This window comes from Tenacibaculum sp. A30 (genome assembly GCF_051200845.1).
Taxonomy (GTDB): domain Bacteria; phylum Bacteroidota; class Bacteroidia; order Flavobacteriales; family Flavobacteriaceae; genus Polaribacter.
Window position 1 is genome coordinate 1,456,965 of sequence record NZ_CP195160.1, and the last position, 25,032, is coordinate 1,481,996.

A 25,032-nucleotide genomic window follows, 5' to 3' on the forward strand; every position below is an offset into this window, starting at 1 on the left:
CGGATGGCGATTTTTTTTGTCCTATTTCATATCTTTGTATATATGCTAAAACAAAGTTTACATCAAAAATTACTTCAAAAATTATCTCCACAACAAATTCAGTTGATGAAGTTAATTCAATTGCCTACGCAGGCTTTTGAAGAACGTTTGAAACAAGAAATTGAAGAGAATCCTGCTTTAGATACAGGTAAAGATGAGCCAGAGAATTTTGAAGATACTTTAGTCAACGATATTGATTATGACGATTCGGGCAATGAAAAGATTGACACCGATGACATTAATATTGATGAATATTTAAGCGACGACGAATATCCTAGTTATAAAACGCAAACGAATAATTATTCTTCAGATGATGAAGAAAAACAAATCCCATATGCAGCTGGCACAAGTTTTCACCAATCGTTAAACAATCAATTAAACACCTTTAGAATTGATGACGATGAACGTGCTATTGCCGAATTTTTAGTGGGTAGCATAGACGATAGTGGTTACATTCGTAGAGATATTATTGATTTAGTTGATGATTTGGCTTTTACTCAAAACATTTTTACTACGGAAGAAAAAGTTAAAGATGTTTTAGTCAATGTTGTTCAAAAACTAGACCCTACAGGTGTTGGAGCTTTAGACTTAAAAGAATGTTTAATTATTCAGTTAAAGTCGAAAACTGAAACTGAAAGCAGAGCTTTAGCAATTCGAATTTTAGAAGAATCTTTCGATCATTTCGTTAAAAAACACTATCAAAAATTATTAGAAAAATATAATATTTCTGAAGAACAGCTTAAAGATGTTATTCATGAAATAAGTAGATTAAACCCGAAACCAGGAAGTTCTTACGCAGGTAACAACAAAATTGCTGAGCAAATAGTTCCTGATTTTTCAATCAGAATTATTGATGGAAATTTAGATTTAACCTTAAACTCTCGTAATGCTCCAGAACTGCATGTTTCTAGAGAGTATAACAACATGTTAAAAGGGTATCAAGATTCTAAAGAGAAAACTAAATCACAAAAAGATGCAGTGCTTTTTATCAAGCAAAAGTTAGATGCTGCAAAGTGGTTTATTGATGCTATTAAACAGCGTCAACAAACACTTTTAGTAACGATGAATGCAATTATGCACCGTCAAAAAGAATATTTTTTAACAGGAGATGAGCGTAAGCTAAAACCAATGATTTTAAAAGATATTGCTGATGAAATTAACATGGACGTATCTACAGTTTCTCGTGTAGCTAGCAGCAAATATGTATCTACTCCTTACGGAACAAAATTAATTAAGGATTTTTTCTCTGAGTCAATGAAAAACGACCAAGGAGAAGATGTTTCTACCAAAGAGATTAAAAAGATTTTAGAAACGGTTATAAGTGAAGAAGACAAGCGTAAGCCTTTAACAGACGAAAAACTTTCTAAAATTTTAAAGGAGAAAGGATATCCTATTGCAAGAAGAACGGTAGCTAAGTACAGAGAGCAATTAGACATTCCTGTGGCTCGTTTACGTAAAGAAATTTAATGCGTTGGCATAAATTCATATCAACCATTTTACATCCAATTGTAATGCCTACTATAGGCATTCTTTTGTATTTTGTATTTTCACCTATAGCACTCAATAAACAACAACAATTTACGGTTGTTTCTGTAGTGTTTGTTGCTACTTATCTAATTCCACTATTATTACTTGTGTTTCTTAAATCCATCGGATATATAAAGTCATTTAGAGTACATAGTATAAGTGAACGAAAGTTTCCTGTATTTTTAATGATGACTTTATTTATGTTCTTAGGGAAATTATTCGCGAATATGAGTATCGTTAAAGACCTAAGTTATTTATTCTACGGAACTGTTTTCGGACTTGGTTTTATTTATATGCTATTTCCGTTTAAAATAAAAGGAAGTCTACATTTATTATCTATGAGAATAGCTATCGGGTACTTTTTACTATTTCAACAATTACAAGCAGTACAAATACTTCCTGTTATAACTACTCTAATGTTACTTTCTGGACTATTAGCAAGCTCTAGATTGCAATTAAAAGCTCACACAGTGAAAGAAGTGTATATAGGCTTTTTTATTGGCTTATTAAGCCCTTTTTTATCTTACTATATCTTATAACAGATAGAAGCTTAGTCCTACTTTAACTATTCTGCTATCAATAGAATCACCATTTAGTGTCGCGTTTTTAAACATAGGGGTCAAACCGTAATACACATGAAAATTGAAAGTACCATAACCTGCAGATAATGTTAAACCTGTTTGCCATTTATTATAGTTTTCTAAATTGGAAAAACTAAAACTTTCATCTATTATCTTGTATCGGAATTCGTTACTCAAATTGTATATTATTTTAACTCCAGCATAAAATCGCCAAAAAGAATAGGTGTTAGCATCAGAAGAACGCCATCGAAATTGAATAGGCATTTCTAAATTGTGAAGTTTAATTTTATTTGAGCTTAAATCAGGATCTATTTCATAATCTCCATTATTATCATCTAAAACCTTTAAATCATGATCAAATGAATCGTAACTATAACCTAAACCGACAGCAAAAGCATTTCTTCCGCTTCTATTAAGTGGTATATCTCTCATATATCCTAAAGCCAGACCATATGAAAAACCTGTATCTCCTAACTCTTTTGGTTGGCTGGTTAGCAAGTTGTATGTTATATTAATATACAACTGATCTTCTAAATACCTATCTCCTATTTGTAAAGAGTCTTTTTGAGAAAAAGCAGTCAAAGAAATGAGTATTGCTAGTAATGTAAATACTTTTTGTTTCATCTTAATTCTTTAACGATAAAGATAACTTTTTGGTATAAAAAAAGAGCAACCTTATGATTGCTCTTTTCTCGTTTATTTAAAAGTAATTATTTATTAATTACACTTCCTTTATGCGTAGATAAACTTAATTTAAGAGCGTTTACATCTCTTAATTTTTCACGAATATCGGCTAAAGTACCTACACTCGATTCTTTATCTGCTTTAATAGAAGTTGTCATAAATGGTACTTCTGCTTCAGAAACGTTATCTCTTTCAAGATAAATGAAAGAAGGCACATCATCTGGTGTAGCAATCTTATCGTTTAACTGAATTCTGTTATATCCTGTACCATATTTTGGGTCTTTTGCTTTACCAACATAAATTGTACTCACTAAACTTTTACGCTCAAGTTTCTTAACTTCACTTGCACTAGGTAAACGTGGTGAATCAATTAATAAATCTGTTTCTCTCATGGTGGTAGTTACCATGAAGAAGAATAATAACATGAAAACAATATCTGGTAAAGACGCCGTAGATAAAGCAGGCATCCCTTTCTTCTTTTTTCTAAACTTAGACATACTCTTATATTGTTTTATTAGTTAACATTAGTTGGGTCGGTGTCAGAAATAATCTGAGGGTAACTCGTCTTAATATCTTCTACCTTCTTTCTTAAAGACTCATCTTTTCTTGCGCCTTCAACAAAGGCTTTTTCAAGTTCGTCAAAACTCATTCCGTATTTTTCAAGACACAATCTGTTACGTAACTCAGTATAAGCTCTTAACAACTCATTCTGTACTGCAACATAAGTACCGTATTCTGTACCTCTGTCACTTTCTACTGAGATAATTGCCTTGTTAGGATGATCTGATGACTCTGGGTCTTTTGCTCCTTTACAATAGTCACAAGCGGCTCCTGCTTCTTTTCCAGGCATTGGGTTACCAATACCTCCACCATTATCTATAAATTTTATAGCCGCATCTTTTAAGTCTTTTAACTCCATAACTTCATTTTCAACTAAAAGTTGATTGTTACGGTTAACACTTACTTGAAAAATGTTTTTCTCTTTAACGATTGGTGGTTCAACTTCAGTTTTTTCAGCTAATTTTTTAGGAATACCTGAATCCACATCCATCGTTGTTGTTACAAGGAAAAAGATAAGTAGCAAGAAGGCAATATCTGCCATCGAACCTGCATTAATTTCTGGGTTTTCTCTTCTTGCCATAATACTCTACGATTTAACTAATCCTTTTAATAAATCCCACACGAAGAAACCTCCTGCGATCAGTATTAATATAACACTTAACCAAATACCTGTACTAGTATTTTTAGATACACTGCTTCCTGCTGCCGCAATTACTTTTTCGTTTGCGTCAATAACTTGTCCGTCTGCTGATAAGATATAAGAAACTACTAATAATACTCCCATTCCTAACAATCCAATTAATGCTTTTTTCAAAGCTGCTGGATTTTTAAACAAACTTAAGATAGAAGCTAATACTGTTACACCTGCTGTTAATCCTAATAACACTAAAGAGTATGTTACTAATGGAGAAACTGCACTTGATATTGCAACAGGATCTTCTACATCTGCTCCCATAGCCACCATAAATAAGACTATACCAACTAAAGAGAGTAATGCTACAAAAATTGTTATTAATTTATTGTTCTTCATACCTCTTCTTATTTTTTATACTTAGCTAATAAGTCGATTAAAGAGATAGATGCATCTTCCATGTTGTTTACAATACTATCTACTTTAGAAATAATGTAGTTGTAGAAAATTTGTAAAATAATTGCTACTACTAAACCGAATACAGTTGTTAAAAGTGCTACTTTAATACCACCTGCTACTACCGCTGGAGAGATATCGTTTGCTACTGCAATCGCATCAAAAGCTCCAATCATACCAATTACAGTTCCCATGAACCCTAACATCGGTGCTAAAGCGATAAATAATGAAATCCAAGAAATGTTTTTCTCTAATAATCCCATTTGCACTCCTCCATATCCTACTACAGCTTTCTCAGCAGCATCTAAACCTTCATCAGCTCTTTCTAATCCTTGATAAAAGATAGAAGCAACAGGTCCTTTTGTGTTTCTGCATACTTCTTTAGCAGCTTCTACTCCACCTGAACTTAAAGCTTCATCAACACTAGCAATTAATTTCTTAGTATTGGTTGTAGCCATATTTAAATAAATAATTCTTTCAATTGCGATAGCTAAACCTAAGATTAAAGCTACTAATACAATTCCCATAAAACCAGGACCACCTTCAATAAAATATCTTTTTAAAATTTGGTGGAAAGTTTCTGATCCTTCTGCCGCCGCTGCGTCTTGAGCATAAGTTGATTGAATAGCTCCTAAAAACATAAATCCTGCAATAGTTAGGATATTTACTACTTTTTTCATTTTGTTATAATTAATTTTAAATAGTTAACGGGTTAAAAATACAAATTTTACTGCGAAAAACTTATTTTTTTATAAATAAGTAATGCTTTTCTTGTACTTATTACGTTTTTAAATTTTTCAGAGTGGCAAGTAACAAAAAAATGTTGGGAGATTAAAAAAAATCTATAGTATTTCTATTACCTACCAGTTTTTTAACGCTTTCCCTTAGTAATTCAAGGAGTTACAACGCTAAATTTAACAATTTATTTACAAATCATGTCATTTCTCCCCTAAGAGGTTTCTCAAAATAATGCTTAAATTCTTCTTTTGACAGCTTTTCTCCTAGTAAATACATCATTTTTGCAACTGCTGTTTCGGTGGTAATATCCTTACCATCAACAATCCCTATACGTTTTAATTCTGAACTTGTTTCATAATGTCCTAAAATTACGCTTCCACCTTTACATTGTGTTACATTAACAATGTATATTCCTCTTTTAACAGCTTTTTCTAATAAATCTACAAACCAAGTTTCGGTAGGTGCATTTCCTGATCCGTACGTTTCTAAAATAATTCCTTTTAAATCTGGAATGTTCATAAAACTTCTTACTACCGATTCTGTAATGCCTGGGAATAGCTTTAAAATTGCTACATGATTATCTAAATTCTTCCTTACCACTAAATCTTTGTCACACTCATTAGACTTTAATAGTAACGGATAACTAAAGTTTAAATGCACTCCACTCTCTGCCAAAGGCGGATAATTCATCGAGGCAAATGCTTCAAATTGTTCTGCATTTATCTTAGTAGTTCTATTAGCTCTGTACAATTTATATTCGAAGTACAACCCTACTTCTTGTATTACTGGTTTGCCATTTTCGTAAGCTGATGCTACTTGAATCGAGGTTATTAAATTTTCTTTAGCATCGGTACGTAAATCACCTATTGGTAACTGAGATCCTGTAAAAATTACAGGTTTTTGTAAGTTTTCAAACATAAAACTTATTGCTGACGACGTATACGACATCGTGTCTGAGCCTGTTAGCACAACAAATCCGTCAAACTTGTCATAATTATCTGAAATGATATCTGCTATTTGAATATAATACTCCACACTCATGTTTGATGAATCAATCGGTTCATCAAAAGAAATGGTAGAAATTTCGCAGTTTAGTTGTTGTAATTCTGGAATCTTACTAGAAATTTGACTAAAATCGAAAGCCTTTAAAGCTCCAGTATTGTAGTCTTTAACCATACCAATGGTTCCTCCTGTATAAACTATTAAAATTTTAGGTTGTGTTGTCATTTTGACATTTTTAATTTCCTTAACTAATTTGGAATAATTTATGTTGTAAATTTATCCAGCAAAAATGATACAAAATTTTAAAACTATATAAATTATGATCGGATTTTATGTACTGATAGGTATAATATCTTTATTCAGTTGGTTAGTAAGTAATACTTTACAACGTAAATTTAAAAAATACTCGCAAGTTCACTTACGTAATGGAATGAGCGGAGCAGAAATTGCTCAAAAAATGTTAGCAGATCATGGTATTTATGATGTTCAGGTAATTTCTACTCCTGGTAGGTTAACCGACCATTATAATCCTCAAAACAAAACAGTAAACTTAAGTGAAGCTGTGTACAACCAACGCAATGCTGCTGCGGCTGCTGTTGCTGCTCACGAAGTTGGACACGCTGTACAACACGCTACCGCTTATCAATACTTACAAATGCGTTCTAAATTAGTACCTATGGTAAGTATTACTTCTCGTTTCTCTCAGTGGATGGTAATTGGTGGTATTGCTTTTGGGGCTGCTTCAGGAAGTACTGGTATAGGTTTTTATATTGCTTTAGCTGGTTTAGCTTTTATGGCTTTAGGTACAATTTTTAGTTTTGTTACTTTACCTGTGGAATATGACGCAAGTAATAGAGCTTTAGCTTGGCTAGAAAACAAGAACATGGTAACTCGTGAAGAGCTTGCTGGATCAAAAGATTCTTTAAAATGGGCTGCAAGAACTTATTTAGTTGCTGCTTTAGGATCGCTTGCTATGCTATTATATTGGGCGCTACAAGTTTTAGGAAATAGAGATTAACTTTCTAAAATCACAACAATAAAAAAACCCGTTTTGATTTCTTCAAAACGGGTTTTTCTATATTCTATACTCTAGTTTCTAAGAAAACTTAGTCATTCAGTTTTAATACAGCCATAAACGCTTGCTGTGGAATTTCTACGTTTCCTACTTGACGCATACGTTTTTTACCTTTCTTTTGTTTTTCTAATAACTTACGTTTACGAGAAATATCTCCTCCGTAACACTTAGCTGTCACATCCTTACGTAAAGCTTTTACCGTTTCACGAGCTATAATTTTTGCTCCAATAGCTGCCTGAATTGGAATATCAAACTGTTGACGTGGAATTAATTCTTTTAACTTCTCACAAATACGTTTTCCGATTCCATAAGCATTATCAGCATGTAATAATGCTGAAAGTGCATCTACTGCTTGCCCATTAAGTAACATATCAACACGAACCAACTTAGATTCCTTCATTCCTATTGGATGATAATCAAACGATGCATATCCTTTAGAAACTGTTTTTAATCGATCGTAAAAATCGAATACAATTTCTGCTAATGGCATATCAAAAATTAATTCAACTCGCTCAGGAGTTAAATAAGTTTGATTTACAATTTGCCCACGTTTTTCTATACAAAGTGACATTACCTGACCTACAAAATCAGCTTTGGTAATAATTGAGGCTTTAATAAAAGGCTCTTCAACTCTATCTAATCTTGACGGATCTGGTAAGTCAGATGGATTATTTACAATAATCACCTCATCAACATCCTTCTTGGTAAATGCATGGTAGCTTACGTTAGGAACCGTAGTAATTACCGTCATATCAAACTCACGCTCTAAACGCTCCTGGATAATTTCCATGTGTAACATCCCTAAGAAACCACATCGGAAACCAAATCCTAATGCCGCAGAACTTTCTGGTTGAAACACTAATGAAGCGTCATTTAACTGCAACTTTTCCATTGACGCTCGAAGCTCTTCATAGTCTTCTGTATCTACAGGATATATCCCTGCGAATACCATTGGCTTTACATCTTCAAACCCTTCAATTCTTTCGCTTGTTGGGTTCGAGAAATCGGTAATTGTATCTCCTACTTTTACTTCTTTTGCCGCTTTAATTCCTGTAATTAAATATCCAACATCTCCTGTTTTAATCTCGTTTTTTACAACTTGATTCAACTTTAAAGTTCCTACTTCATCAGCCCCATATTGCTTACCCGTTGCCATGAATTTAATTTGCTGATTCTTTTTAATAGAACCATCAATTACTCTAAAGTAGGTTTCAATTCCACGGTATGAGTTATACACCGAGTCAAAAATCAATGCTTTTAATGGTGCATCAGGATTTCCGCTTGGTGCAGGTATTTTATCAATAATTGCTTTTAAAATATTATCAACTCCAAAACCTGTTTTTCCACTTGCATGAATTACATCTTCAGGATTACACCCTAATAAATCAACAATATCATCAGTTACTTCTTCAGGATTTGCTGAAGGTAAATCTACTTTATTTAGTACTGGAATAATTTCCAAATCATTTTCTAGCGCTAAGTATAAGTTAGAAATCGTTTGCGCTTGAATACTTTGTGCTGCATCCACAATTAACAACGCGCCTTCACAAGCTGCAATAGAACGAGAAACTTCATAAGAAAAATCTACGTGACCTGGAGTATCGATTAAGTTTAAAATATAATTTTCTCCTTCGTAAATATAATCCATTTGAATAGCATGAGATTTAATGGTAATTCCACGTTCGCGCTCTAAATCCATGTTATCTAGTAACTGGTTTTGTTTTTCACGCTCAGTAACTGTTCCAGTAAAATCTAATAATCTATCAGCAAGAGTACTCTTACCATGATCAATATGTGCAATAATGCAAAAATTTCTAATGTTCTTCATCAATAAAAAAATTTCTCAAACCATTATAGACACTTAGGAAATCCGTTTTAACAAAACCGCATTATTTACTAAATACCCATTATGGGTTCATTCGTCGTAATCTAACTACTTGTGACTTGCAAAGATACTTCTTTGAAAAACGATGTACAATTAAAAATTTACACAATAAAAAAATAAAAAGTAACTTTGCAGCATGGTAAAAATAGGTAACATAGAACTTCCTGATTTTCCGCTATTATTAGCGCCGATGGAAGATGTAAGTGATCCACCATTCAGAGCTTTATGCAAAGAAAATGGTGCTGATGTAGTGTATACTGAATTTATTTCTTCGGAAGGGTTGATTCGTGATGCGGCAAAAAGTGTAATGAAGCTAGATATTTACGAAAAAGAACGCCCAGTAGGGATTCAAATTTTCGGTGCCAATTTAGATTCTATGCTGAAAACTGTTGAAATTGTTGAAAAATCAAATCCTGATATTATTGATATCAATTTTGGATGTCCTGTTAAAAAAGTAGTTTCAAAAGGCGCTGGAGCAGGAATTTTAAAAGATATTGATTTAATGGTTTCTCTTACCGAAGCCATGGTAAAACACACTAAATTACCTGTTACTGTGAAAACTCGTTTAGGTTGGGATCATGATTCAATTCGAATTCTTGAAGTTGCTGAACGTTTGCAAGATGTAGGTTGCAAAGCCATTTCTATTCACGGTCGCACGCGTGCGCAAATGTATAAAGGTGAAGCTGATTGGGCACCTATCGCTGAAGTTAAAAACAACCCAAGAATGCACATTCCTGTGTTTGGAAATGGAGATGTTACTTCTCCTGAAAAAGCGATGGAAATGCGTGATGTTTATGGATTAGACGGCTGCATGATTGGTCGTGCATCTATCGGATACCCTTGGTTTTTTAACGAAGTAAAACACTACTTTAAAACAGGCGAACATTTACCGGGACCAACTATTTCTCAACGTGTTGATATGGCACGTCGTCATTTAGAAATGGCTATTGACTGGAAAGGTGAACACCTAGGCGTGGTAGAAACTAGAAGACATTATACCAACTATTTTAAAGGGATTCCTCATTTTAAAGAACACCGAATGAAAATGGTTACTTCGGATGATCCTAAAGATGTTTTTGCTGCTTTTGACGAAGTACAAGCTAAATTTGGAAATGCAACGATTCCTGAAATAGGGTAAATAAAAACTTATCGTTCAATAAAACTTTTTGAAATTCTTGAACTTGCAATTTTTGCTGCTAAATAACCCAAAGCTGAAATCGTTACAAGTACCACGAGTAGGTTTATCAACCTAAATTCAACTGGGTAAGCTAAACTTTCCGTAATCATTAATAATTCAAATCGTTGTTGAATTAACACTAACAACATTCCTAAAACCAATCCAATTCCCATTCCTAACAGAGTTAATAAAAACCCTTGGTAAATGAATATTTTTTTAATTTCATCTATACTACAACCTAAATTAAATAACGTTTTTAGGTTTTGGCGTTTATCAATAATCATCATAATTATTGAGCCTATTACATTAAATAAAGCTATCGCTACAATCAATGTGAAAATTAAATAAGATATAAAATTTTCGGTATTAATTACTTTATAATACAACGTGTTTAACTGTGCGCGGGTTTGCACTTTTAAACCTTCTCCTAAAGCTTCTTGTAATTTTTCTTGAAACGAGTCTAAATCAACTCCTTTTTTAAGGGCTAATTCTACTCCAGTTATTTGATTTTCTTTATATCCTAACAACTCTTGCGCTGACGAGAGCTCTGTAAACACATATTTATTTTGAAACTCTTCTGAACCTGTATAGACACCTATTACTTGTGTTGAAATTGATCGAAAAGCATTGTTAGCATTTATAAATCCTTTTCCAGGCTTTGGAACTAAAACTTGCAACGGTTCTCCAAAATTAAAAATTCCTAATGATAATTTATACGAAATTCCGTAGCCAATAACAGCTGTGTTTTTATACTGCTCGTCTATCCAAGTTCCCACGGTTAGTATAGAATCTGTAGGAATTATAGATGAGTAATTGGTATCTACTCCTTTTATTTGAGCAATATGATCTCTGTCTTTGTATTTTAAAAAGACTCTTTCTTCTACAACTTTAGAATATGCTTTTATAGCTTCTTCTTGTTGAAGAATTTCATGAAGTTTTGTTGAATATTCTAAAGATTTTCCTTGAGCCGCTGTTATTTTTATATCAGGGTCTGATGCATTTAGTAAAGAATCGCTAAAAGTTTTCAAGCCAGAAAAGCCTGATAAAACCACAAACAAAGCCAAAGTACCCACTACAACACCAAAAACAGCAATTGCTGTAATGATATTAATTGCGTTGGTACTTGTTTTTGAAAATAAGTACCGTTTAGCTATGTATAGTGAAAAATTCAACCATTAATAAATTTAGCTAGCCAAAGTAAAGAAAATTTATTAACGTTTTTGGCGACGAGGTAAGATATCTGGATTTTTTATTGGATCGACATCTTCTCCTTTTAAGGATTTATCAATATCTTCAATATAATCTAAACTATCATCTCCAAAGAATAACAGTTCTGGCATTCTTCTAAGTTGATTTTTTGTTCGTTTTGCTAATTCGTGACGGATTAAAGGAGTATTAGACTTCACCCCATCAATAATCTCATCTCTTTTTTCTGAAGGAAATACACTTAAGTACACTTTAGCTACTCCTAAATCGGCAGTAACCGAAACTTTAGATACCGATATAATCACTCCCTTCATTCCATCTTGCGCAGCACGTTGTAAAACGTCTACCAAGTCTTGTTGCAATACTCCTGCAATTTTTCGTTGTCTATTTGTTTCTTCCATGCTGCAAATTTAAGCATAAAATTACGGAGTATAAATTTTATTTTTTATCGCGTACATTACCAATCCTACTCTGTTTCTTACGTTTAATTTTGTAAATAAACTATCGCGATAACCGTCTATCGTTTTCGGGCTTAAAAACATTTTTTCGGCAATTTCTTTATAGGTTAACTCTGAACAAGCCAACTTCATAAAAGTGATTTCATTCTCTTTGAATGCGAGATTATTTCTTTCTTTTTTACCAGAAACTGAATCTAATAATAAAGTAGTAACATTTTTGGTGTGATAAAAACCATTATCCATCATTTCAAGAAGGGCCTTTTCTAAGATTTCTTTTTTGGTATCTTTTAACAAATAACCAACAGCTCCTGCCTTTAACATTTTTAAAATAGTGCCATCGGCATCTTCAACGGATAAGGCCATAACATGCACTTGTGGATAATTTTCCACAATCCATTCAGTAGTTTCAATACCATTCATCACAGGCATATTTACATCTACTAGAACTAAATCAGGTATATTTCTAGGTGAGGCAGAAAATTTTTCTTCAACCTCTTTTCCGTTTTTACAAGTGTAAAGCACTTTGAATTTATCAAAGGTGTTTACCATACCTTCAATAGCCTGTGATAATAACGTATGATCATCTACAACAACAACTGAGTATTTCATAGTTTCAATGAGTTAGGTTAGTATTTGTTGTTGGGGGATATACACTAAGGCTCGTTAAATATAATAATTTATTATTAAACAAGTTCCTTTTTTAGGTGCTGATTTAAATTTTGCTTCTGCATTTATCAATTTTGCTCTTGCTTTTATATTCTGCAAACCTATACCTTTTAAACCTACTCTTACCATATCAAAACCTACACCATTATCTTGAGCTTTAATTTCAACAAAATCATCTTTGTAATTTAAAAAGACATCTAGCTTAGAAGCTTTTGAATGTTTTATAGTATTAGAAAAAAATTCTTGAAGTATTCTAAAAATAATGATTCCATGTTTTTGATTAATTTCTTGCTCTGAACCTGTTACTTCTAAACTTGCTTCAATATAATTTAATCTATTAAAACGGGCTATTTCTAACTCTAATGCTTTCTTTAGCTTTACATTATTAATAAAATCTGGGTTAATTACTTTTGAGAGTGCTCGTACTTCTTTTAAACTCTTTGTAATAATTTCTGAAATTTCTCCCATATTTTCAGGCGAGGCGTGTTGCAATTGTATGTTAGCTAAAGTTAGGAGTTGACCAATATTATCGTGCAACTCCCAGCTTATATTTCGTAAAGTTTCTTCTCGTATTTCTATTTGAGTTTCAGCGATTTCTCGTTCATACCGCTTTTTATTTTCAGCACGCTCTAATAATAATTTATTCTTACGATTTTGAAATACAGTAAACAATACCACTAAAAAAACAACTCCCAAAATTGTTAAGATTGTGGCTATTACAACAATTATTATTCTACTTTCTTCCAACTCCATATCAAACCTATTATAACACAACTATGCAAGAAAATAGTTACTACAAATTGTATGTTGTGTATTTGAAAAAAGGCCATTCCCTTTTCCATAAAACTATATATTGCCATAAGAGGTATCGATCCTAAATAATACAGCAGCAATCCAGTAGTAATCCAAAATATTACATCTGTTTTGTAATTTACTATTTTATCTGACAACAAAAGTTCTCTCAATGATAAAAATAATATTGTCGCCATTAAAAATGCACCAAGTACAATAACAAATGAATTAAAAAGAGAAAAATTAAAATCATGGTACCAAAACCACCCAAAACTTATTACATTAAACAATGTAAGTGAACTTATTATAGTCTTTTTTGTAATTTTATCATTAGATACTTCATAGTAAAACATGAAGAGTAAATTAAACTCAATTAAACTATATGCATTATATATATAGTTTGTATTATGAACACCAATATTTATTACAAAATTTATGATAGCTTCTACCAAAGCCGTTAATATTAGATATGCTAAAAAAAACCTTGTTTTTTTTAAAGCTGAATCTTTAACATACCTGTATGTGTATAAAATTGAAGAGATACTAATAAATATAAGACATAAATAATACATACTTTATTAACCTATTAATATGGAGGTGTTGGTTTTAACCTATTAGCCCCTGAACTATCTTCTAAATCATCTTGCATTGAATTAAAATTCATTATTCCTGCTTTTTGCGCTTCTTTGGAAACTCTACTTTTGTCATAAGACCAATGATACCCTCTTTTCGCTAAAATAGATTTAAAAGTTGTAGGTACTCCTTTTTTAGACTTTAACGGATCGAAGGTTACAAACTCTTCACCATCAATAGTTGTCGTTGGCATAAAAATTAGTGTTTGATAACCTGCCGATTTAGATCCAGAATGATTTTCAGGATAAGCAGCCGAAATAATATTAATTCCCGTTAATGGAATTTCTTTTTCTGCACACAAACTCTCTATATACCCCAAGTAATCTTTTAATTGTTGAATTGGATAACTATTTACTCTTGTATCTTCAAATCCTAACGATTTCTCTAATACTTCTTTTCTAGTTTCATCATACGATTCAAGCATGCTTATAATTTCTTTATACTTTAACATGTTTGAAGGTCTTCCTTGATTTGCATAACAAAATGTTCCTTCAGGCACTTGAGATTGCCAATCGTCACAATCACATTTATGATTGATATTATCACATGAAACTGCAACACTCATCATCACAGTTAAAAATAGTAGTTGTAGTAGATTTATTTTTTTCACAAAAAAAGTTTTAAAATTTCTTAAATATAGGTGGTTAATTTTTAATAAAAAAAGCTATTCTTTTAAAAAAACCTCATTAAAAACTATGTTTTCAACCTTTTAACAACACTCACAATACTTACAAAAGGGAAAAACACCCTAAAAGCTTCAATATTTAAACTGTTTATTTTCCGTGTCATATACTCTTGTTTTTTATGAAGTTTTTAAGAAGAGTTTTTTATACTTTTACCCTATGAACAAAATTGAACATATTGGTATTGCCGTAAAGGACCTAGAAAAATCGAATGCTTTATTTGCTTCTCTTTTTGGTGAAGCTCATTATAAAATTGAAGAAGTAGCTAGCGAAGGAGTAAAAACCTCATTTTTTAAATCAGGGCCTAATAAAATTGAATTATTAGAAGCTACCAATCCAGACAGTCCCATTGCAAAATTTATAGAAAAAAAAGGTGAAGGGATTCATCATATTGCTTTTGCGGTTGATAACATAAAAGAAGAAATTAAACGTTTACAAAATGAAGGCTTTATAGTTTTAAACGACCCCGAAGTTTCGGGGCTTAAAAAAGGAGCTGACAATAAATATGTTGCTTTCTTGCATCCAAAAAGCACAAATGGCGTGTTGATTGAATTGTGCCAAGAAATTTCAGAAAACGACTAAAATAAACTATTTCAGCTAGCAATGATAATTGAAGATTGATATTTGAAATTTGATTCACTATCTTGCAACGTCTTAAAATCAGCATGTAACAATGACAACCTCTTTTGATTCTTTTCAAAAACGCCGTTTACAATCTTCATATGTATCAGTAGTAGTGAGTATTGCTCTGGTTCTTTTTATGATTGGTGTTTTAGGGTTAGTTTTATTAAAATCTACCAAAGTTGCCAATCATTTTAAAGAAAAAGTTGTAATGACACTTTTTTTGAAGGACGAAGTAACTGATGAAAACGTAAAAAAACTGAAAGAATCTATTCAGAAGGAAACTTTTGTTAATAAAGTAATTTACATTCCTAAAGAAGAAGCAGCCAAAGAATACAAAAAAGATTTAGGTGAAGATTTTTTACAGTTTTTAGGAGATAACCCACTTAAAAATGGAATTGACATCTACTTAAAAGCTGATTATGTAACTCCAGAAAAAATGACAGAACTTGAAGAAGCTTTTGAAAAAAACAAGTTCGTTGCTGAAGTAAACTATGACAAACCACTAGTGCAATTATTAACTAAAAATATTCAACGAATTAGTTTTTGGTTATTGGTATTGAGCGGATTTTTCGGGTTAGTTGCCATCATTCTAATCAACAGCTCTATCCGATTGTCTATTTACTCAAAACGATTCAATATTAAAACCATGCAAATGGTTGGTGCTACAAAAAGTTTTATCCGTAAACCATTCATCTGGCAAAGTATCAGATTAGGATTACTAGGTGCTTTTATAGCTATTAGCGGATTAGCGGTTTTAATTTATTATGTAGACAAGTACATTCCATCTTTAGAGTTGTTTACAGATTATGTAGCGTTAGGTTATGTAGCAGGAGGAATTATATTAATTGCCTTTTTCATTACATGGATTAGTACTTTCTTTGCCACACAGCGCTTTTTAAACCTACAAACAAACGACTTATACTATTAGTAAACTATTTTATGAAAAAAGATAATTCACCAAATCAAGAATTTTTATTCGGTAAAAGAAATTACATGATTATGTTAATTGGTATTGCCGTAATTGCCTTAGGATTTATTTTAATGGCAGGTGGCGGTAGTGACGATCCTAACGTTTTTAATCCTGATATTTACAACTGGCAAAGAATTCGCTTAGCTCCTACCTTGGTAATTATCGGATTGGGTATAGAAATTTATGCTATTTTTGCCAATCCTAAAAAATAAGCATGGATTTATTAGAAGCGATTATCCTTGGAATTATTCAAGGACTTACTGAATTTTTACCAGTATCTTCAAGTGGACATTTAGAATTAGCAAAAGCTATTTTTGGAGACACCTCTGTTCCTCAAGAAAGTTTAACTTTTACAGTAGTATTACACGCTGCAACTGCACTTAGTACTATTGTCGTGTTTAGAAAAGAAATTGCTGAAATTTTCAGAGGTCTTTTCCAATTTAAATGGAACGAGGAAATGCAATTTTCGGTAAAAATCATCTTATCGATGATTCCGGCTGTAGTTATTGGACTTGCTTTTGAAAAAGAGTTAGAAAGCTTTTTCGGTGGAAAAATTTTATTAGTAGGATTCATGCTTTTAGTAACTGCTGTATTACTTTTATTAGCAGACAAAGCTAAAAACACCAACAAAAGTGTTTCTTTTAAAAACGCAGTAATTATTGGTATTTCACAAGCTATTGCTATGTTACCTGGTATTTCTCGTTCAGGAGCTACGATTTCAACTTCAGTATTGTTAGGAGTAGATCGTACCAGAGCCGCTCGCTTTTCCTTTTTAATGGTGGTTCCTTTAATTTTAGGAAAGGTTGCTAAAGACATTTTAAGTGGAGATATTAACTTTCAAAGTTCAGAAATCATACCACTTTCAGCAGGATTTATCGCTGCTTTTATATCTGGATTACTTGCTTGTACATGGATGATTGCTTTGGTTAAGAGAAGTAAATTATCGTATTTTTCTTTATACTGCGCTATTGTAGGTTTAATTGCCATTGGCTATTCTTTATTTTTCTAAATGACTGCGGAAGATTACAAAAACGGACAAATTTTATTGATTGACAAACCACTAGAATGGACTTCTTTTCAGGTGGTAAATAAGCTTCGTTGGCATATTCGTAAGCACTTTAATATTAAAAAAATTAAAGTAGGACATGCAGGAACTTTAGATCCGTTAGCTACAGGTTTATTAATCATTTGTACCGGTAAGCAAACCAAAAACATCAATGAATATCAAGGTCAAATAAAGGAATATACAGGTACTTTTGTTATTGGTACTACCACACCTAGCTACGATTTAGAAACTGAAATTAACGAGACATTTCCAACAGAACACATAACAGAAGAATTACTCTATAAAACTACAGAGCAGTTTATTGGTATAATTCAGCAAAAACCACCTATTTTCTCTGCTATTAAAAAAGACGGAAAGCGTTTGTACGAGCTTGCTCGTAAAGGTGAAACTACTGAAATTAAAGCTCGTGAAGTAGAAATTAACGAGTTTGAAATCACCAAAATTGATTTACCTAACGTAGAATTTAGAATTGTGTGTAGCAAAGGAACCTATATCCGTTCTATTGCCAACGATTATGGAGAAGCCTTAAATTCTGGAGCACATTTATCCGTATTACGAAGAACCAAAATTGGAGATTTTTCGGTAGACAATGCGCAGAGTGTTGATGAGTTTGTAGAAAGCTTATAAAAATCGATTGTACCAGCTTTCAGTAATAGGTACTTCCCAGTAATTTTCTAATTCGCCTTTTGTTTGTACTAAATTATCAAAAACAACTGTTTTAGCGGATACTGACTTCTTTTTAAGCAATGTTTTAAACTCTTTTACATCTTTGTATTGGATGAACTCTCCTTGCTTAAAACACACGTTCATTTTGTCTAGCAACTCAACTTCATATTCTTGCTGTAATTGTAAAATAAAAGCCACTTGTTGGTCAATGTCTGTATTGGTTAATTGAACATCTTCTTCCGCAGAAAAAACAATAAAACGATCGTATTTCAATTCAAAAGAAGCTTTAAAATCAGCATCATCTTGTTTCCATGCTTCTACAAAGCTTTGCAATTTTTCTTTTAATTCGTCAATTTCTTGAGGATAAAATTTTCGGCTTGATGGATATACCCATACTTTGGCTTCTTCTGATAAGGTATTGAATTCTACAAACATATTAATTCGTTATGGGTGCAAAGATACAGAAAACAAATCCCCTTCTTGAATAAAATCAAAAAGGGGAATTATTTATTTTTTTCCTATTTTTTATTGAAGCATAGAGATAATATCTTCTTGTGTATTTTCTCCTTTATTTTTATTGTACCAAACTTGTAAATTTTCTTTAAATTCGGCATCTAAACTTCCATTTTTCGCTTTGTAATCAGCAACCATTTGTGTAGCTACCGTAGGTCTTGGCCCCCATGTATTAATTACTTCTTTCTTTTCATTCAAAGCAATTAATTTTGGAATGGATCTTCCACCGTTGGTTAAAAAAGCATCCATCAACTCTAAGTTTTCATCTCGTAAAACCAATTTAAAATTGATATTCGGATTTTCAGCGGCGATTTTATGAATTACAGGAATGTTTTGCGCCGCATCACCACACCAACCTTCAGTTAACACCAACCAAGTTTGCGGTTCTTTTACATCTTTAATTTTAGCGATGGTTTCCTCAGTAAGTTGAATCGTTTTGTCCAAACGCTTCATACGTTTGTCGTTTAACTTACTGTAGTTTAACAAATCTTCTGACTGATTAGGCCCTGTAGATTTCCCTTCAGTTAACAAAGTACTTACCAAGTTTCTATACTCAGTATATGACAATGCTCTTTCTAAGCTTTCTTCAATAATTTTTTTCATTGGTAGTATATTCTATTGCAAAAATATTTCTTCTATAACACAGAATTCGTAACCTAAGTTACACTTTACTATAAAACTTGAATACCATAGACGAAAGAAAGAATATAACCTTACACCTCAGCTGATTCTTCGGCTTTAGCTTGTAAACTCGTAATAATATCTTTAGTCATTGAGGCTAAATCGAACTGATGTCTCCATCCCCAATCTTTTCTTGCTGCCGAATCGTCTATTACCTGAGGCCAACTATCAGCAATCGCTTGTCTAAAATCTGGGTTGTACGTAATGGTAAAATCTGGAATGTATTTTTTAATTTCAGTAGCTATTTCTTTTGGCGTAAAACTAATTGCCGCTAAATTGTATGAAGTTCTTGTTTTAATCTTTTCAGCATCCGCTTGCATTAATTGAATGGTTGCATTGATAGCATCATCCATATACATCATTGGCAAGCGAGTGTTTTCAGATAAAAAACATTCGAAAGTACCTTTTTCTAAGGCATCAAAGTAAATATCTACCGCATAATCCGTAGTACCTCCACCTGGTAGTGTTTTCCAACTGATAATTCCCGGATAACGAATACTTCTTACATCTACACCGTACTTATCGTGGTAATAATTACACCAATGTTCTCCTGCAACCTTACTAATTCCATAAACGGTAGAAGGCTCCATAATGGTTTGCTGTGGCGTATTCATTTTTGGTGAAGTTGGACCAAATGCCGCCATAGAACTAGGCCAATATACTTTTTCTATATGTTTTTCTTTTGCTAACTCTAACACAGCTAACAAAGAAGTCATGTTTAAATCCCAACCTTTTAACGGATACTTTTCTGCTGTTGCAGATAACATCGCAGCCATTAAATACACTTGGTTTACCTTATATTTTTTAATGACACCTAAAATTTGCTCTTGATTTGTAGCATCAATAATTTCAAAAGGTCCAGCACTCATCATTTCTGCATTTCCTTCTCTAATATCTGAAGCTATTACATTATCTTTTCCGTAAATAGAACGTAATTTATGGGTTAATTCTGTTCCTATTTGCCCGCAAGCTCCTAAAATTAATATGGTATCACTCATTTTTAATTGTTCAAAAATATATGCTGGCAAAGTTATTAAATTTAAGATTTCGCAAAAAGTATTTATTATTTTTTAACTATCTACAATACAGAATGCTAACCTACTGATTTCAAACTTATAATTTAATTCTACAGTTAATACCAAGTAAAATATGTACTTTTATCACTTTAATTTTCAAATAAAATGAGTCGTTTTTTATATGTTACCGCTTCGTTAATTCTTTTAGTTTCTTCTTGTCAAAAAAAGGAAGAACAAAAAACAGAATTACCTACAAAAACTGAAATGCATGTTTCGGTTAAGCATTCAGATTACTCAAAAATAAACGACGATTATTTAAAAGAAATTAAACCTTGGAATGAGTATTTTACCGTTGACGATTTTTTACATGAGTTAAAAAACACGACACCTACTGAAGCTTTAAATAACGCTGTAGAGCTGAAAAAAATATCGAAACAACTAAAGGATAGCTTAAACATTGAAGCACTTAAAACTCCTGCTTTTAAAGCTCGTATTAATGTTTTTGAAAACGAAACATTACGTTTAGCTGACATGACGTTAATTCCTTCTATTTCTGCGAAGGAAGTAAACAATCAAGTTGAAAAGATTATGGTGATTTTTGGTAGCGTTAACGACAAAATTAATACCGTTTACACTAAGAAAAAATTTGATAAAGAAATTAATCTAGACAGCTTATTTAAGAATCAATAGTTTTTAACGCTTCGTATACTAAATTACTTTCAAAACCACGATACAATAAGTAATCGGCTATTTTCTTTTTTCGTTTAAAAGGATTGGTTTCCGTAACCGATGCATTCTTCTTTTCTACTAATTCATACAACGTTTTGATATATTCTTCTTCATCAATTTCTTTCAATGCTGATTTTATATTGTAAGCAGATATATCTCGAAACTTTAACTCTCTAACAATTCGTTCTTTTCCCCATTTTTTTATTCTGAACTTTCCTCTTGCAAAGCTTCTTGAAAAACGTTCTTCATTCAAAAAGTTATGTTCTAACAAGTGTAATAAAATATGCTCTCTCGCTTCAGGGATTAAACGATATTCTCTTAGTTTCGCTTCTATCTCTTTATGACATCTGTCTTGATATACGCAATAGTGCTCCATCTTTCGCTTAATCTCCTCAACTGTAAAAACCTGTTTATTCATACTACGAAAATATAAAAAAGGGTTAAAAACGTATCGCTTTTAACCCTTTTTACAGTTAACAAAAAATCAATTATAGAACGCTACGTAGCCACATTTTAAACTTAGTGACTAAGTAGAATAATATCGGTACTACTATTAGTGTTAAGAAAGTAGCAATGAATAGTCCGTAAATAACTGTCCATGCTAAAGGTCCCCAGAACACTACGTTATCTCCTCCAACATATATGTGTGGATTTAACTCGCTTGCCAATGAAAAGAAATTAATATTTAACCCTGTTGCTAACGGGATTAATCCTAAAATGGTCGTAATCGCCGTTAATAATACTGGACGCAAACGTGCTTTACCTCCTCTAATTACGACTTCTCCTAAAGTACGCACATCTACATATTCATCCGAAGAAAGTCCTTGCTCTACCTTTTTACGATCTATTAATAATTGTGTATAATCTAGCAGTACCACTCCGTTATTTACCACAATACCAGCGAGGGAAATAATCCCCATCATCGTCATCATAATTACGAATGGTTTTGCTGTAATGATCAGCCCTCCAAAAACACCAATTAAACTCAAGAAAATAGCTAACATGATGATTCCTGGTTTAGAAACCGAATTGAATTGGAAAATCAAGATTAAAAAGATTAACCCTAGTCCGCCAAAAAACGCTTTCATTAAGAAAGCCATTTGTTTATTTTGCTCTTCGATTTGCCCTGTATAATCCACTTTTACTGAATCTGGTTTTTCAGTAAACGATTTCATTTCATGCTGAATTTTAGATACAATTGCAGCCGCATCTGTATAACCGGGAGCTAATGCTGAATAAACTGTTACCACCCTTTTAACATCTTTGTGCTTAATGGCGCTAAAACCTGAAGTATTGGTTTGTTCTGCTACTGCAGATATCGGAATTTCTTTAATTGTTCCTGTAGCCATATCTCTAAAAGTGATCTTCTGATTGAAAACAGCACTTTTGTTATATCTATTTTCTTCATTAAAGCGAACGTAAATATCGTAATCATCTCCGTCTTCTTTGTAAACTCCTGCTTTTGAACCAAAAATAGCATTACGTAGCTGATTACCTACTTGCGATGAACTCACTCCTAATTCTCCTGCTTTTTTACGATCAACATTTACCAACATTGATGGTTTCGATTTGTTTACATCAATCTTTAACTCATCAATACCTGCGATACTTTTCGAGTTGATAAATTCACGCATTTTTTCAGCAGTGGTAATTAATTCTCCGTAATCGTTTCCTTCTAACTCTATATTGATTGGATATCCTGCTGGCGGACCTACTGCTTCTTTTTCTACAGAAATTTCTAATCCTGGATAAATTCCACGTAAAGCTTCAGTTACTTTTCTTTGCAACTCCTTACTATCTGCCCCTTCACGATATTTATATTCACGCATAGAAGCCGTTATTTTACCTTTATGCGGCATTTCTGCAGTTGAACCTCCATCAGTTTGCGGATTTCCAGAACCTGCTCCTACTTGAGAAACCGCACTTTCTACCATGAAATTGTACCCATTATTCACATATTCAGGTGCGTTTAATATTTTATACACACGCTCTTCTATATCTTTCATAATCAGATTTGTTTTTTCAATATCGGTTCCTTGCGGATACTCTATATATACAATAATCTGATTCGGAGTATTATCTGGGAAGAATTCTACTTTTGTACGTTGGCTTCCTACTGAAGCTCCAAAACCTCCAAAAGCTATAAATAATAAAACTAATGTTCCTAAAGAAATAATATAAGGTCTCCAACCTTTTAAAGCTACGCGAAGTGTTTTTTCATACATACGTTCCCAACGTGGCAACACGCTGTTTTGAAAAGCGTTTGCCCAAGGTCTTAGGAACAATCGGTACATCCATAACATGATCGCTGTAAAAATCATTACAGTTCCTAACGCTCGGTAAGTTCCGCCTAAAAATGCTATTAATAATCCTATCACTGCCATTACTGATGATAAGATGACAATACGCCTTAATGGCATGTTTTTATCTTCAACACTCATAAATTGTGATACCAACACTGAGTTGAAGAAAATAGCCACAAACAACGATGAACCTAATACTACAGATAATGTTACAGGGAAGTATATCATAAACTGCCCCATCGTTCCTGGCCACATTCCTAACGGAATAAATGCAGCCACGGTTGTTGCCGTTGAGATGATAATTGGAAATGCGATTTCTCCAATTCCTTTCTTTGCTGCTTCAATTCTAGGCATTCCTTCATCCATTAAACGGTATACATTTTCAACAACCACAATACCGTTATCTACCAACATACCTAATCCCATAATTAACCCGAAAAGAATCATGGTGTTCATGGTATATCCTAACCAACTCAATATCATTAATGACATAAACATTGACATTGGTATTGCAAAACCAACGAATAAGGCGTTTTTGAACCCTAAGAAGAACATTAGCACTAATACTACTAGGATTACCCCAAAAATGATGTTGTTTACCAAATCATCTACCTGACCAATAGTTTTTGAAGATTGATCGTTAGCAATGGTTATTTTTAAGTTACTTGGAAAAACATTTGCTTTGGCTTCTTCAACAATTTTTTGAATTTTTTCAGCAGCTTCTACCATGTTTTTTCCTGAACGCTTTTTCACGTCTAGCATCACCACAGCTGCTCCGAATTCGCGAGCATACGTAGTTTTATCTTTATCTTTAAAAGAAACCTTAGCAATATCTTTTAAGTAAATAGAATTTCCTTTTTCAGATTTCACAACAAAATCTTGTAACTCTTGCGGATTTTCAATCTCTCCTAAAATACGCACTGTACGTCGTTGACCACTGGCAATTAAATTACCTGCCGACATGGTTAAGTTTCCTCCGTTAATGGAATTGATAACGTCTTGAAAACTTACTTGAGCTGCCATCATTTTGTAAATATCTACCGCTACTTCAACTTCTTTTTCTTCAGCACCACGGATATCTACCTTTTTTATTTCTTGTAAATCTTCTATCTCATCTTCTAAATATTCACCAAATTCTTTTAATTTATCAACAGGATAATCTCCAGAAATATTGATATTTAAAATTGGCATTTCTTCAGAAAGACTCAATTCAAAAACATTCGGTTCTACTTTAGCCCCGTTAAATGTAGGCCAATCTTCACCAGATGTTTCTTGATCTATTTCATCTTTTACCTTTTGTTTTGCTTGATCAACTGTAATGTTTTCATCAAATTCAACTACTACCATCGAATAGTCTTCTTGTGATGTAGAAGTTATTTCAACCACATTACTCACCGTTTTTAGTCTGTCTTCTAACGGATCGGTAATTAGTTTTTCAATATCTTCTGCAGTGTTCCCTGGATATAAAGAACTAACATAAATTTTGGTTTCTTTAATTTCAGGAAAGCTCTCTCTTGGCATACTTAAAAATGCCGAGATACCAGAGATAAATATCATAACCATCATTACATAGATGGTTGTTTTGTTATTTATTGCCCAAGAGGATAAACCAAACTCTTTATCTACTTGTTTTTTTTGTTTTTCAGTCATTAGACGGATAGTTTTTGGTG

At 32.6% G+C, this 25,032-nt stretch carries 28 protein-coding genes; 10 read left to right on the forward strand and 18 right to left on the reverse strand.

The annotated features are described in order from the left end of the window. The first annotated feature begins 42 nt into the window (after positions 1-42). Together rpoN and ACR9ES_RS07005 are read left to right on the forward strand one after the other, a co-directional pair. Positions 43-1,506 carry an RNA polymerase factor sigma-54 gene (gene rpoN, locus ACR9ES_RS07000; RefSeq protein WP_435253686.1) on the forward strand — a complete coding sequence of 488 codons (1,464 nt, stop codon included), beginning with the start codon at positions 43-45 and terminating at the stop codon, positions 1,504-1,506. Further along, a complete protein-coding gene (locus ACR9ES_RS07005; protein ID WP_435253687.1) occupies positions 1,506-2,105 on the forward strand; it encodes a hypothetical protein in 600 nt (199 codons plus the stop codon). The genes rpoN and ACR9ES_RS07005 overlap by 1 nt, the downstream gene beginning before the upstream one ends. On the opposite strand, the gene ACR9ES_RS07010 is transcribed toward ACR9ES_RS07005, so the two are convergent. From ACR9ES_RS07010 to ACR9ES_RS07035, 6 genes are all read right to left on the reverse strand, one after another. Next, the gene (locus tag ACR9ES_RS07010) at positions 2,100-2,771 is read right to left on the reverse strand and encodes a porin family protein (RefSeq protein ID WP_435253688.1); all 672 of its coding nucleotides are present in this window, start codon (positions 2,769-2,771) and stop codon (positions 2,100-2,102) included. The two genes, ACR9ES_RS07005 and ACR9ES_RS07010, sit on opposite strands and share 6 nt — an antisense overlap. A gap of 86 nt (positions 2,772-2,857) precedes the next feature. Then, positions 2,858-3,328 carry an ExbD/TolR family protein gene (locus ACR9ES_RS07015; RefSeq protein WP_274633347.1) on the reverse strand — a complete coding sequence of 157 codons (471 nt, stop codon included), beginning with the start codon at positions 3,326-3,328 and terminating at the stop codon, positions 2,858-2,860. A gap of 17 nt (positions 3,329-3,345) precedes the next feature. Next, positions 3,346-3,972 carry an ExbD/TolR family protein gene (locus tag ACR9ES_RS07020; protein ID WP_435253689.1) on the reverse strand — a complete coding sequence of 209 codons (627 nt, stop codon included), beginning with the start codon at positions 3,970-3,972 and terminating at the stop codon, positions 3,346-3,348. Between the two features lie 6 nt (positions 3,973-3,978). Next, positions 3,979-4,422 carry a hypothetical protein gene (locus ACR9ES_RS07025; RefSeq protein WP_435253690.1) on the reverse strand — a complete coding sequence of 148 codons (444 nt, stop codon included), beginning with the start codon at positions 4,420-4,422 and terminating at the stop codon, positions 3,979-3,981. Positions 4,423-4,430: 8 nt separating this feature from the next. Next, positions 4,431-5,159, reverse strand: a complete 729-nt coding sequence (locus ACR9ES_RS07030; RefSeq protein WP_274633350.1) for a MotA/TolQ/ExbB proton channel family protein — start codon at positions 5,157-5,159, stop codon at positions 4,431-4,433. A gap of 253 nt (positions 5,160-5,412) precedes the next feature. Beyond that, on the reverse strand, positions 5,413-6,444 hold the full coding sequence (locus ACR9ES_RS07035) for an asparaginase (RefSeq protein WP_274633351.1): 1,032 nt from the start codon (positions 6,442-6,444) through the stop codon (positions 5,413-5,415). Between the two features lie 94 nt (positions 6,445-6,538). On the opposite strand from ACR9ES_RS07035, the gene ACR9ES_RS07040 reads away from it, so the two are divergent. Then, the gene (locus ACR9ES_RS07040) at positions 6,539-7,237 is read left to right on the forward strand and encodes a zinc metallopeptidase (protein WP_299032248.1); all 699 of its coding nucleotides are present in this window, start codon (positions 6,539-6,541) and stop codon (positions 7,235-7,237) included. A gap of 88 nt (positions 7,238-7,325) precedes the next feature. On the opposite strand, the gene lepA is transcribed toward ACR9ES_RS07040, so the two are convergent. Further along, positions 7,326-9,122, reverse strand: a complete 1,797-nt coding sequence (gene lepA / locus ACR9ES_RS07045; RefSeq protein ID WP_435253691.1) for a translation elongation factor 4 — start codon at positions 9,120-9,122, stop codon at positions 7,326-7,328. 193 nt (positions 9,123-9,315) lie between these two features. Between lepA and dusB the strand changes: the two genes are divergently transcribed. Beyond that, complete coding sequence (gene dusB / locus ACR9ES_RS07050; RefSeq protein ID WP_435253692.1) at positions 9,316-10,317, forward strand: tRNA dihydrouridine synthase DusB; 1,002 nt, start codon at positions 9,316-9,318, stop codon at positions 10,315-10,317. Positions 10,318-10,325: 8 nt separating this feature from the next. Here dusB and ACR9ES_RS07055 read toward each other — a convergent pair whose 3' ends face one another. The 6 genes from ACR9ES_RS07055 to ACR9ES_RS07080 all read right to left on the reverse strand — a co-directional run bounded on the left by ACR9ES_RS07055 (position 10,326) and on the right by ACR9ES_RS07080 (position 14,721). Next, complete coding sequence (locus ACR9ES_RS07055; protein ID WP_435253693.1) at positions 10,326-11,528, reverse strand: ABC transporter permease; 1,203 nt, start codon at positions 11,526-11,528, stop codon at positions 10,326-10,328. A 39-nt stretch (positions 11,529-11,567) separates the two neighbouring features. Continuing rightward, on the reverse strand, positions 11,568-11,963 hold the full coding sequence (gene rbfA / locus ACR9ES_RS07060) for a 30S ribosome-binding factor RbfA (protein ID WP_274633358.1): 396 nt from the start codon (positions 11,961-11,963) through the stop codon (positions 11,568-11,570). Positions 11,964-11,984: 21 nt separating this feature from the next. Next, a complete protein-coding gene (locus ACR9ES_RS07065) occupies positions 11,985-12,629 on the reverse strand; it encodes a response regulator transcription factor (RefSeq protein WP_274633359.1) in 645 nt (214 codons plus the stop codon). 54 nt (positions 12,630-12,683) lie between these two features. Beyond that, positions 12,684-13,439: a sensor histidine kinase gene (locus ACR9ES_RS07070; protein ID WP_274633360.1), complete on the reverse strand. Its 756-nt coding sequence runs from the start codon at positions 13,437-13,439 to the stop codon at positions 12,684-12,686. Then, the gene (locus tag ACR9ES_RS07075; RefSeq protein WP_274633361.1) at positions 13,415-13,930 is read right to left on the reverse strand and encodes a hypothetical protein; all 516 of its coding nucleotides are present in this window, start codon (positions 13,928-13,930) and stop codon (positions 13,415-13,417) included. The genes ACR9ES_RS07070 and ACR9ES_RS07075 overlap by 25 nt, the downstream gene beginning before the upstream one ends. Positions 13,931-14,064: 134 nt before the next feature. Then, positions 14,065-14,721 carry a hypothetical protein gene (locus tag ACR9ES_RS07080; RefSeq protein ID WP_435253694.1) on the reverse strand — a complete coding sequence of 219 codons (657 nt, stop codon included), beginning with the start codon at positions 14,719-14,721 and terminating at the stop codon, positions 14,065-14,067. A 232-nt stretch (positions 14,722-14,953) separates the two neighbouring features. On the opposite strand from ACR9ES_RS07080, the gene mce reads away from it, so the two are divergent. The 5 genes from mce (at position 14,954) to truB (ending at position 18,081) form a co-directional block, all read left to right on the forward strand. Continuing rightward, the gene (gene mce / locus ACR9ES_RS07085; protein ID WP_435253695.1) at positions 14,954-15,376 is read left to right on the forward strand and encodes a methylmalonyl-CoA epimerase; all 423 of its coding nucleotides are present in this window, start codon (positions 14,954-14,956) and stop codon (positions 15,374-15,376) included. Between the two features lie 91 nt (positions 15,377-15,467). Beyond that, positions 15,468-16,346 (forward strand): cell division protein FtsX, encoded by an 879-nt coding sequence (locus ACR9ES_RS07090; RefSeq protein ID WP_435253696.1) that lies wholly within the window; start codon positions 15,468-15,470, stop codon positions 16,344-16,346. A gap of 11 nt (positions 16,347-16,357) precedes the next feature. Continuing rightward, positions 16,358-16,600: a DUF3098 domain-containing protein gene (locus ACR9ES_RS07095; protein ID WP_274633365.1), complete on the forward strand. Its 243-nt coding sequence runs from the start codon at positions 16,358-16,360 to the stop codon at positions 16,598-16,600. A 2-nt stretch (positions 16,601-16,602) separates the two neighbouring features. Then, positions 16,603-17,397 (forward strand): undecaprenyl-diphosphate phosphatase, encoded by a 795-nt coding sequence (locus ACR9ES_RS07100; RefSeq protein WP_299001545.1) that lies wholly within the window; start codon positions 16,603-16,605, stop codon positions 17,395-17,397. Beyond that, entirely contained in the window at positions 17,398-18,081 is a 684-nt protein-coding gene (truB, locus tag ACR9ES_RS07105; protein WP_435253697.1) for a tRNA pseudouridine(55) synthase TruB, read from the forward strand. Here the strand turns inward: truB and ACR9ES_RS07110 are convergent. The 3 genes from ACR9ES_RS07110 to ACR9ES_RS07120 all read right to left on the reverse strand — a co-directional run bounded on the left by ACR9ES_RS07110 (position 18,076) and on the right by ACR9ES_RS07120 (position 20,312). Further along, positions 18,076-18,555, reverse strand: coding sequence for an ABC transporter ATPase (locus ACR9ES_RS07110; RefSeq protein WP_435253698.1), 480 nt, complete (start codon positions 18,553-18,555; stop codon positions 18,076-18,078). The two genes, truB and ACR9ES_RS07110, sit on opposite strands and share 6 nt — an antisense overlap. Before the next feature lie 90 nt (positions 18,556-18,645). Beyond that, positions 18,646-19,236 (reverse strand): thioredoxin family protein, encoded by a 591-nt coding sequence (locus tag ACR9ES_RS07115; RefSeq protein ID WP_274633369.1) that lies wholly within the window; start codon positions 19,234-19,236, stop codon positions 18,646-18,648. 110 nt (positions 19,237-19,346) lie between these two features. Beyond that, complete coding sequence (locus ACR9ES_RS07120) at positions 19,347-20,312, reverse strand: NAD-dependent epimerase/dehydratase family protein (protein ID WP_435253699.1); 966 nt, start codon at positions 20,310-20,312, stop codon at positions 19,347-19,349. Positions 20,313-20,495: 183 nt separating this feature from the next. On the opposite strand from ACR9ES_RS07120, the gene ACR9ES_RS07125 reads away from it, so the two are divergent. Then, positions 20,496-21,020, forward strand: a complete 525-nt coding sequence (locus ACR9ES_RS07125; protein ID WP_435253700.1) for a hypothetical protein — start codon at positions 20,496-20,498, stop codon at positions 21,018-21,020. On the opposite strand, the gene ACR9ES_RS07130 is transcribed toward ACR9ES_RS07125, so the two are convergent. After that, positions 21,007-21,477 (reverse strand): regulatory protein RecX, encoded by a 471-nt coding sequence (locus ACR9ES_RS07130; RefSeq protein ID WP_435253701.1) that lies wholly within the window; start codon positions 21,475-21,477, stop codon positions 21,007-21,009. The two genes, ACR9ES_RS07125 and ACR9ES_RS07130, sit on opposite strands and share 14 nt — an antisense overlap. Positions 21,478-21,547: 70 nt before the next feature. After that, positions 21,548-25,012, reverse strand: a complete 3,465-nt coding sequence (locus ACR9ES_RS07135; RefSeq protein ID WP_435253702.1) for an efflux RND transporter permease subunit — start codon at positions 25,010-25,012, stop codon at positions 21,548-21,550. Positions 25,013-25,032: the final 20 nt, after the last annotated feature.